The organism is Streptomyces sp. NPDC003300, from assembly GCF_040610915.1.
Classification (GTDB): domain Bacteria; phylum Actinomycetota; class Actinomycetes; order Streptomycetales; family Streptomycetaceae; genus Actinacidiphila.
Window position 1 is genome coordinate 1 of the sequence record NZ_JBEXNE010000057.1, and the last position, 6,424, is coordinate 6,424.

Below are 6,424 nucleotides of genomic sequence, written 5' to 3' on the forward strand. Positions count from 1 at the left end.
CCGCATTTCGAGGAGGTGCCCCGGACCGGCACCGACCAGGCACAAGCGGCACCCGCAGACGAAGAAAACACCCGCACGGGTGGGCGGGCGGGCAAAAAAGACACGGGCGGAAAAGGCCCAGGCGCTAGCAGGGCCTCTTGCGGAGGGACATGACGTAGTCATGCGGGGCCCCGGCAGACTCGGCGGCGTCAGCCAACTCACCCAGGTAGCGGGCAGAGGGCAGCCCGCCCTCGTAATCGTTGAGCACGTAGAGCCACGAGGCGACCTCCCCGTCGAGCGTGTGAACGCGGACGGTGGCGCGCCGGTAGAGACCGAGCGGCACACCCTCCCAGCGATCGAGCGACTCCTCGTCGACGGGCGCGATGTCGTACAGCCCGACGAAGACCTGGCTGTCCTCGTCCTCCACGAGCGTGGCGAGCGCCCCCTCCCACCCCATCTGCTCGCCGCCGAAGGTGAGCCGCCAGCCGTCGAGCCAGCCGGTGCCGCGCAGGGGGGAGTGCGGGGCGCGGCGGGTCATCAGCCGCGCGTCGAGGTTGCTGGCGTAGGCGGCGTAGAGCGACATGACCACGAGAGTACGGGAGCACGCGCGGCGGACGGCCGCACGCCGTTTCGGGGTGTCCGGACGGCGGGCGACGGCGCCCGGATCGGACAAGCGTGCCCCCTGGCGGAGAACACTTGGCGCGTGCGGGACAATGGGGTACGTGACAAGGATCGTGATCATCGGAGGCGGACCCGGCGGCTACGAAGCTGCCCTGGTGGCGGCGCAGCTCGGCGCGGAGGTGACCGTCGTGGACTGCGACGGCCTGGGCGGGGCGTCGGTGCTGACCGACTGCGTACCGTCCAAGACCCTCATCGCCACCGCCGAGGTGATGACGACGTTCGATTCGTCGTACGAGGAACTCGGCATCATCGTCGCCGACGACACCCCGCCGCTGGAGCGCGCGGCGCGCGTCGTCGGGGTGGATCTGGGCAAGGTCAACCGACGCGTGAAGCGCCTGGCGCTCGCGCAGTCGCACGACATCACCGCGTCCGTGACGCGGGCCGGCGCCCGGGTGATGCGCGGGCGGGGGCGGCTCGACGGCTGTCAGACCGCCGCCGACGGCAGCCGCTGCGTGGTGGTCGAGGCCGCGGACGGCACGACCGAGCGGCTGACCGCAGACGCGGTGCTCGTGGCGACCGGCGCGCGCCCGCGCGAACTGGAGGACGCGCTCCCGGACGGCGAGCGCATCCTCAACTGGACGCAGGTCTACGACCTGGACGAGCTGCCCGAGGAACTGATCGTGGTCGGCTCCGGCGTGACCGGCGCGGAGTTCGCGGGCGCGTACCAGGCGCTCGGCTCCACGGTGACGCTCGTGTCGTCCCGCGACCGGGTGCTGCCCGGCGAGGACCCGGACGCCGCCGCCGTACTGGAGGACGTCTTCCGGCGTCGCGGCATGAACGTGATGGCCCGCTCCCGCGCCCAGTCCGTCAAGCGGATCGGCGACCGGGTCGAGGTCGCGCTGGCCGACGGCCGGGTGATCACGGGCACGCACTGCCTGATGGCGGTCGGCGCGATCCCGAACACCTCGGGCATGGGGCTGGAGGAGTCGGGCGTGAAGCTGACCGACTCCGGTCACATCTGGACCGACAAGGTGTCGCGGACGAGCGCGCCCGGCGTGTACGCGGCCGGTGACGTGACCGGGATCTTCGCGCTCGCGTCGGTCGCGGCCATGCAGGGCCGGATCGCGATGTACCACTTCCTCGGCGACGCGGTGGCCCCGCTCAACCTCAAGACGGTCTCCTCGAACGTCTTCACCGACCCGGAGATCGCCACCGTCGGCTACACGCAGGCCGACGTGGACAACAAGCGGATCGTGGCCAATGTCGTCAAGCTGCCGCTGCTGCGCAATCCTCGGGCCAAGATGCAGGGCATCAGGGACGGCTTCGTGAAGCTGTTCTGCCGTCCCGGCACGGGCATCGTGGTCGGGGGAGTGGTGGTCGCGCCCAAGGCCAGCGAGCTGATCCACCCCATCTCGATCGCCGTCGACAACAATCTGACGGTCGAGCAGATCGCCAGCGCCTTCACCGTGTACCCGTCGCTGTCCGGCTCGGTGGCCGAGGTGGCACGGCAGTTGCACACCCGCAAGGCGGCCGAGGCGGATCTGGGCTGACGGCCCCTCGCGTCATCCGGAAAGGCGCCGTTTGCGAACGCACGGTCGGCGTATAGCACTCGCCGGTCTCTTTTGTGCACGACTTCCGTCATCTGGTGCAAAGTGCTGAAAGCCGACGGACGTTGGCGTTACTGTCGGTTCCGTGTTCGCTGCAGAACGTCGCCAATTGATCCTCGAAATGGTGCGGGCGAACGGGGCGGTCTCGCTCCGTGAACTCGCCCGTGTCGTCCAGACCTCAGAAGTGACCGTGCGCCGGGACGTGCGGGCGTTGGAGGCCGAAGGACTGCTGGACCGCCGGCACGGCGGTGCGGTCCTGCCCGGTGGCTTCACCAGGGAGTCCGGTTTCCCGCAGAAATCCCATCTAGCGACCGCGGAGAAGTCGGCCATCGCCGAACTCGCCGCCGATCTCGTGGACGAGGGCGAGGCCATCGTCGTCGGCGCGGGGACCACCACGCAGGAGCTGGCCCGTCGGCTCGCGCGGGTGCCGGGACTGACCGTGGTCACCAACTCCCTGCTGGTGGCACAGGCGTTGGCGCACGCCAACCGGGTCGAGGTGGTGATGACCGGCGGCACGCTGCGCGGGTCGAACTACGGCCTGGTGGGCAGCGGCGCCGAGCAGTCCCTCCAGGGGCTGCGGGTCTCGCGCGCCTTCCTGTCCGGCGCGGGCCTGACCGCCGAACGCGGCCTGTCCACGTCCAACATGCTCTCCGCGAGCGTGGACCGGGCGCTGGTGCAGTCCGCCGCCGAGGTCGTCGTCCTCGCCGACCACACCAAGCTCGGCACCGACACGATGTTCCAGACCGTGCCCACCGACCTCATCACCCACCTGGTCACCGACGAGCCGCCCGGCGGCGACGAGCGGGCCGGTACCGAACTCCAGGCGCTCGCCGACCGCGGCGTGCAGATCACCGTGGCGCCGCTGACCGGCGCGGACGCCATCGCCGCCGGACGTCCGCGCCACGACCAGTCTTTGCCAGGACCCCGGCGGCCCCAGCCCCTGCGCAGCGCCCAGCCGCTGCCCGGCGGCGGCCCGTCGCTGGCCGGAGGCGGCGGCACCGAGCCCACCCCGCGGCTGGCGGACGTCCGCCGCCGCTAGGGCACCCCGCCCACCGGAGCACCCCGCCCACCGGAGAGCTCTCCACTCACCGGAGCACCCGCTACCGGAGTGTCCGCCACGGGGAGATCGGCGCGACTGGAGACCTCCGCCACCAGAGCTCCCCGCTGCCCGAGCTTCCTAGACCGGCTCCGCGGCCGTCTCCCTCACGGCCCTGCGGCCGGTGTCCTCCACGGCCCCACGGCCGGTGTCCTGCCGGGTCCGCAGGCCGTCCAGGGTCAGCGTCATCAGGCGAACGAACAGCCCCGTGTCCTCCCGGTTGTTCTCCGCGGTCAGCACGATCGCGTTGATCAGCTTGAGCAGGTCGGACATGGTGGCGTCCGGCCTGATCTCGCCCGCGTCCTGCGCGCGCCGCAGCAGCGCCTCGCCCGACGAGCGCAGCAGCGCCTTGCACGCGGGCATCTTCGCGTCCGGCGCGGACATGATGGCCTTGGCGAGGCCGCGGTACGCGGTGGAGTGCACGGCGACCGCGTAGAGCCACTTGGTGAGCGCGTCGACCGGGTCCGGCTCCTCCAGCAGTTCTTGCGCGCGCGCGTTGAGCTTGACCAGCTCCCGCTCGAAGACGGCGTTCATCAGGGTGTAGCGGTCGGGGAAGTGGCGGTACAGCGTGCCGATGCCCACCCCGGCCTGCCGCGCGATGTCCTCCAGGGCGACGTCGGTGCCGTGCACGAAGAAGGCCTGGGCGGCCTCTTCCAGCAGCCGGTCGTAATTGCGCTGCGCGTCTGCCCGCATGGCGTCATGCCTCCTGAAGTGCCGGTCCTCACGGCTCGCCCGTACCCGCGGCGCGCCCACGTCCACGGCTGACCACGCCCACGCCACCCGTGCCCGCGGCTCGCCCGAACCCATCGTTCGTCAAAGTCCGCCCAAAAGCGATTGTAGAACCGGAGGCTGTCTCCGTATAGTTAACGGAGGAACCCTCCGTTTATTGCTCTCCGCTGGAGGCTTACTCAGCATGTCCACACCCGCAGTGCGCGCGCTCTCCACCGCATCCCGCACTCCGTCCCCCGCCCGTGGGCGTCCGTTCATCGCCCTCGTGGCCATCGTCGGCACGCAGCTCATGCTGCTGCTCGACGCCACCGTGGTGAATGTCGCCCTGCCGGGCATCGGCACCCATCTCGGCTTCTCGCCCACCGGCATGTCCTGGGTGCTGAACGTCTACACGCTCGCCTTCGGCGGCCTGCTGCTGCTCGGCAGCCGGATAGGCGACCTGATCGGCCGCCGCAGGGCGCTGATGTGGGGCGTCGGCGCCTTCACCCTCGCCTCCGTGGCCGGCGGCGTCGCCAACGACTCCACCACCCTGCTCATCGCCCGCGGCCTGCAAGGCGCCGCCGCCGCGCTGGCCGCGCCCAGCACCCTGGCGCTGATCGCCACCTCGTTCTCCGAGGGCTCGGAACGCAACCGCGCGCTGAGCGTCTTCTCCGCGATCTCCGGCGCCGGTTCCGCGATCGGCCTCACCGTCGGCGGCATGCTCACCGACTGGGGCTCCTGGCGCTGGGTCTTCTTCGTCAACGTCCCCGTGGGCCTGGCCATCGTGCTGCTCGCCCCGCGCTACATCAAGGAGACCGAGCGGCACCCCGGCGGCCGGTTCGACATCGCCGGCGCCCTGACCGGCACTCTCGGCATGGCCTCGCTGGTCTACGCCTTCATCCGCGTCGGCGAGAGCCACTGGACCGACTCCCGCGCCCTGACCAGCTTCGTCATCGCCGCCGCCCTGCTCGTGTCGTTCCTGATCAACGAGACCCGCGTCGAGCGCCCGCTGGTCGTGCTGCGGCTCTTCCTCAACCGCAACCGCGCGCTGGCGTACGGGATCATGCTGCTCGTCCCCGCCGGGATGTTCGGCGTGTTCTACTTCTCCACCCAGTACCTTCAGACGTATCTGCACTACAGCCCGCTGCGGACCGGCTTCGCCTTCCTGCCGCTGGCAGGACCGCTGTTCGTCGCCGCCCGCCTCGCCCCGCGCGCCCTCGCCCGCTTCGGCGCCAAGCGCGTCGCCGCCGCCGGCGGTCTGTTCAACGTCGGCGGCACGGTCTGGCTCTCCACGCTCAACGCGTCCGACGGGTACGCGGGCGGCATCCTCGGCCCGCTGATCCTGATCGGTGTCGGCGTCGGCTTCACGATGATGCCGCTCAACACCTTCATCCTCTCCGGCGTCGAGCCGAAGGAGGCGGGCTCCGCGTCCGGGCTGCTCCAGACGATGCAGCAGGTCGGCGGCAGCCTCGGACTGTCCATCCTGGTCACGGTGTTCGGCACCGTCTCGCGCCACGCGCACAGCGAGCCGTTCATCCACGGCGCCACCGCCGCCTTCACCGCCGCCGCGGTCTTCACCGCCCTGTCCGTCGCCCTGGTCCTGGCGCTGCGCAGTCCGAAACCGGTGTCCCTGCGCTGACGGTGACCCGTTGACGGGGCTCCGTTGACCGTGTTGACGGTACGGAGCCGCGTGCGTGGACCGGCGCGCGAACGCCGGTGGGGCCGGTCGTCGTGACCGGCCCCACCGGCGTTTCTTACGTACGGCCGCTGCCGTACCGCCTTCGTGCGTGCTGTGGCGTCAGTCCTTGATTTCGCAGATGACGGCACCGGAGGAGACGGAGGTGCCGACTTCGGCCTTGAGGCCGATGACGGTGCCCGACCGGTGGGCGTTCAGGGGCTGTTCCATCTTCATGGCCTCCAGGACCACGATCAGATCACCCGCGGTGACCTGCTGGCCCTCCTCGACCGCGACCTTCACGATCGTGCCCTGCATCGGCGAGGGCAGCGCGTCACCCGAGACCGCCGCACCCGCCTTCGCCGCCGTCCGCCGCTTGGGCTTGGCACCCCCCGCGGCCGCCGTCCGCGCCAGCGTCATCCCCAGCGACGCGGGCAGGGACACCTCCAGACGCTTCCCGCCGACCTCCACCACCACGGTCTCCCGGCCCGGCGCGTCGTCCTCGTCCACGACCGCACCCGCGAACGGCGGGATCGTATTGTCGAACTCCGTCTCGATCCACCGCGTGTGCACCGTGAACGCACTCCCGTCGGCGGGTGCGAACGCCGGGTCGGTGACGACCGCACGGTGGAAGGGGATCGCGGTCGCCATCCCCTCCACCGTGAACTCGCCCAGCGCCCGCGCCGCACGCTGCAACGCCTGCTCACGCGTGGCACCGGTCACGATCAGCTTGGCCAG

The 6,424-nt window shown here is 71.0% G+C and carries 6 protein-coding genes; 3 read left to right on the forward strand and 3 right to left on the reverse strand.

The features are described from left to right. Window positions 1-124: 124 nt before the first annotated feature. Window positions 125-562 carry a gamma-glutamylcyclotransferase gene (locus ABZX65_RS36255; RefSeq protein WP_355350335.1) on the reverse strand — a complete coding sequence of 146 codons (438 nt, stop codon included), beginning with the start codon at window positions 560-562 and terminating at the stop codon, window positions 125-127. A 130-nt stretch (window positions 563-692) separates the two neighbouring features. Here ABZX65_RS36255 and ABZX65_RS36260 point away from each other — a divergent pair, with 130 nt between their 5' ends. Beyond that, window positions 693-2,150: an NAD(P)H-quinone dehydrogenase gene (locus ABZX65_RS36260; RefSeq protein WP_355350338.1), complete on the forward strand. Its 1,458-nt coding sequence runs from the start codon at window positions 693-695 to the stop codon at window positions 2,148-2,150. 142 nt (window positions 2,151-2,292) lie between these two features. Then, on the forward strand, window positions 2,293-3,246 hold the full coding sequence (locus ABZX65_RS36265) for a DeoR/GlpR family DNA-binding transcription regulator (RefSeq protein WP_355350341.1): 954 nt from the start codon (window positions 2,293-2,295) through the stop codon (window positions 3,244-3,246). 138 nt (window positions 3,247-3,384) lie between these two features. Here the strand turns inward: ABZX65_RS36265 and ABZX65_RS36270 are convergent, their stop codons facing one another. Then, the gene (locus ABZX65_RS36270; RefSeq protein WP_355350344.1) at window positions 3,385-3,996 is read right to left on the reverse strand and encodes a helix-turn-helix domain-containing protein; all 612 of its coding nucleotides are present in this window, start codon (window positions 3,994-3,996) and stop codon (window positions 3,385-3,387) included. 220 nt (window positions 3,997-4,216) lie between these two features. On the opposite strand from ABZX65_RS36270, the gene ABZX65_RS36275 reads away from it, so the two are divergent. After that, entirely contained in the window at window positions 4,217-5,650 is a 1,434-nt protein-coding gene (locus ABZX65_RS36275; RefSeq protein WP_355350347.1) for an MFS transporter, read from the forward strand. A 159-nt stretch (window positions 5,651-5,809) separates the two neighbouring features. On the opposite strand, the gene ABZX65_RS36280 is transcribed toward ABZX65_RS36275, so the two are convergent. Then, a partial coding sequence (locus tag ABZX65_RS36280) for a biotin/lipoyl-containing protein (protein ID WP_355350350.1) occupies window positions 5,810-6,424 on the reverse strand: 615 nt, incomplete at its 5' end.